Origin of the sequence: Pseudomonas fluorescens (assembly GCF_000968015.1) — a bacterium.
GTDB lineage: Bacteria > Pseudomonadota > Gammaproteobacteria > Pseudomonadales > Pseudomonadaceae > Aquipseudomonas > Aquipseudomonas fluorescens_W.
In genome coordinates, this window is record NZ_LACH01000112.1 from 1 (window position 1) to 1,603 (window position 1,603).

Here is a 1,603-nt window from a genome sequence, read left to right on the forward strand (position 1 = left end):
GCAGACTGTGTGAAAACACAGCCTGCCAAGGTCAAAAACAAATGCCCCCACTTGTCGGGGCATTTGTTTTTCTAAGGGGCCGCACGAAAAAAGGGCCTTTCAGCCCATCAATGCCATCAACTGGTGGACGCCCATCACCTTGATCGCTCTTTTCAGGTTATAGGCCTGCACCGCCAGTGCCATTTCGGCCCTGGCGCCTTTCAGCTGTCGCAGCAAGAACCGGCCATTACCAAATAGCCATTGCTTGAGGTTGCCGAAGGGGTGTTCGACGATGGATCGCCGGCTGACCATCATCTCGGGATGGGCCCGCATTCGCTGCTCCATCCGTTCAAAAGCGGCTTCGTGAGCATGGCGCGTGAGGTAGCGGCGGCTCGTTTTGGTGCAGCGGCCTTTTAACGGACAAACGTCGCAATCGGCGATAGTCGCCTGATAAATCCGATTGCCTTTGTTCATCTGCTTGAGCGTTAGCCACTTACCGGCAGGGCATTGATAACGATCGCTGTCCTCCTCGTATTTGAAGTCCGTACGATCAAAAAACTCAGTACCGCCACCTTGATTGTTGACCGAGCGATTAGGCGGTACGAACGCCGTGATACCAGCCTCTTCACAGGCTTGAAACTGTTCGCCATTGGAGTAGCCGGCGTCGGCAGTGACGCTTAATTGCGGTTGATTCAGCTCAGCTTTAGCCGCTTTTGCCATCGGCTCAAGCTGCTGTCGATCAGCGCCATCTTGAGTCACCTCATGGTGCAGAATCAGACAATGCTCAGCATCCACGGCGCTTTGGATGTTGTACGCCACGAACTTGCCAGAAGGCGTCCGCATTTTTTGTGCATCGGACTCGCCCACAATGTGTTGAACCAGACCTTGAGCTTCCATCAGCCCTTGGCAGGTCTGGTTATTGGCCTTTTTTACCTGCAACTCCTGAAGCGCCGCCTGCACTGCTGAACGGTCAATCGACTCCCCTTCCTCGCCACGATCCGCCTCATCGAGCTGCGCCAAATAGCGGGCAATACGTTTCTCGAGCGCCGCTTCCTGGTGCTTGAGCTTTTTCGGAGTCATATGTTTGCGGCTTGAGGCAACCGCCTGAAACTTGCTGCCATCGATGGCCACCAGCTCACCGGCAATCAGGCCGGCGTGTCGGCAAAACTGAACGAAGGCGCGGCACGTCGCGGTGAACGCCGCACTGTTATCGCGCCGGAAATCAGCGATGGTTTTGAAATCAGGAGCCAATCGGCCCAGCAGCCACATGACTTCGACATTGCGCTGACACTCGGCCTCGAGTCGTCGCGAGGAGCGAATACGCTGGAAATAGCCGTACAGATAGAGTTTGAGCAAATCGGCAGGGTCGTACGAAGGGCGTCCCGTCGCCTTGGGCCTGGCTTTGTCGAAGCCCAGTTGCTCAAGGTCCAGAAGGGAAATATAGGCCTCGATCACCCGAACCAGATGGTCATCGGGAATAAGTTCGTCCAGCGACACCGGAAACAGCGCGGTCTGGGAGCGATTTTCACCTTGGATATAGCGCATAAGCAAAATGCCCGTATCTTGCGATACGGGCATTTTCTTTAACCAGCCGGCAGATTGCTAGGTTTTCACACAGTCTGCT

1 protein-coding gene is annotated in these 1,603 nt (G+C 55.2%); it reads right to left on the reverse strand.

Annotation, left to right across the window (positions count from 1 at the left end):
* Positions 1-99: 99 nt before the first annotated feature.
* On the reverse strand, positions 100-1,524 hold the full coding sequence (locus tag VD17_RS30775) for an IS1182 family transposase (protein ID WP_046057127.1): 1,425 nt from the start codon (positions 1,522-1,524) through the stop codon (positions 100-102).
* Between the last annotated feature and the right edge of the window lie 79 nt (positions 1,525-1,603).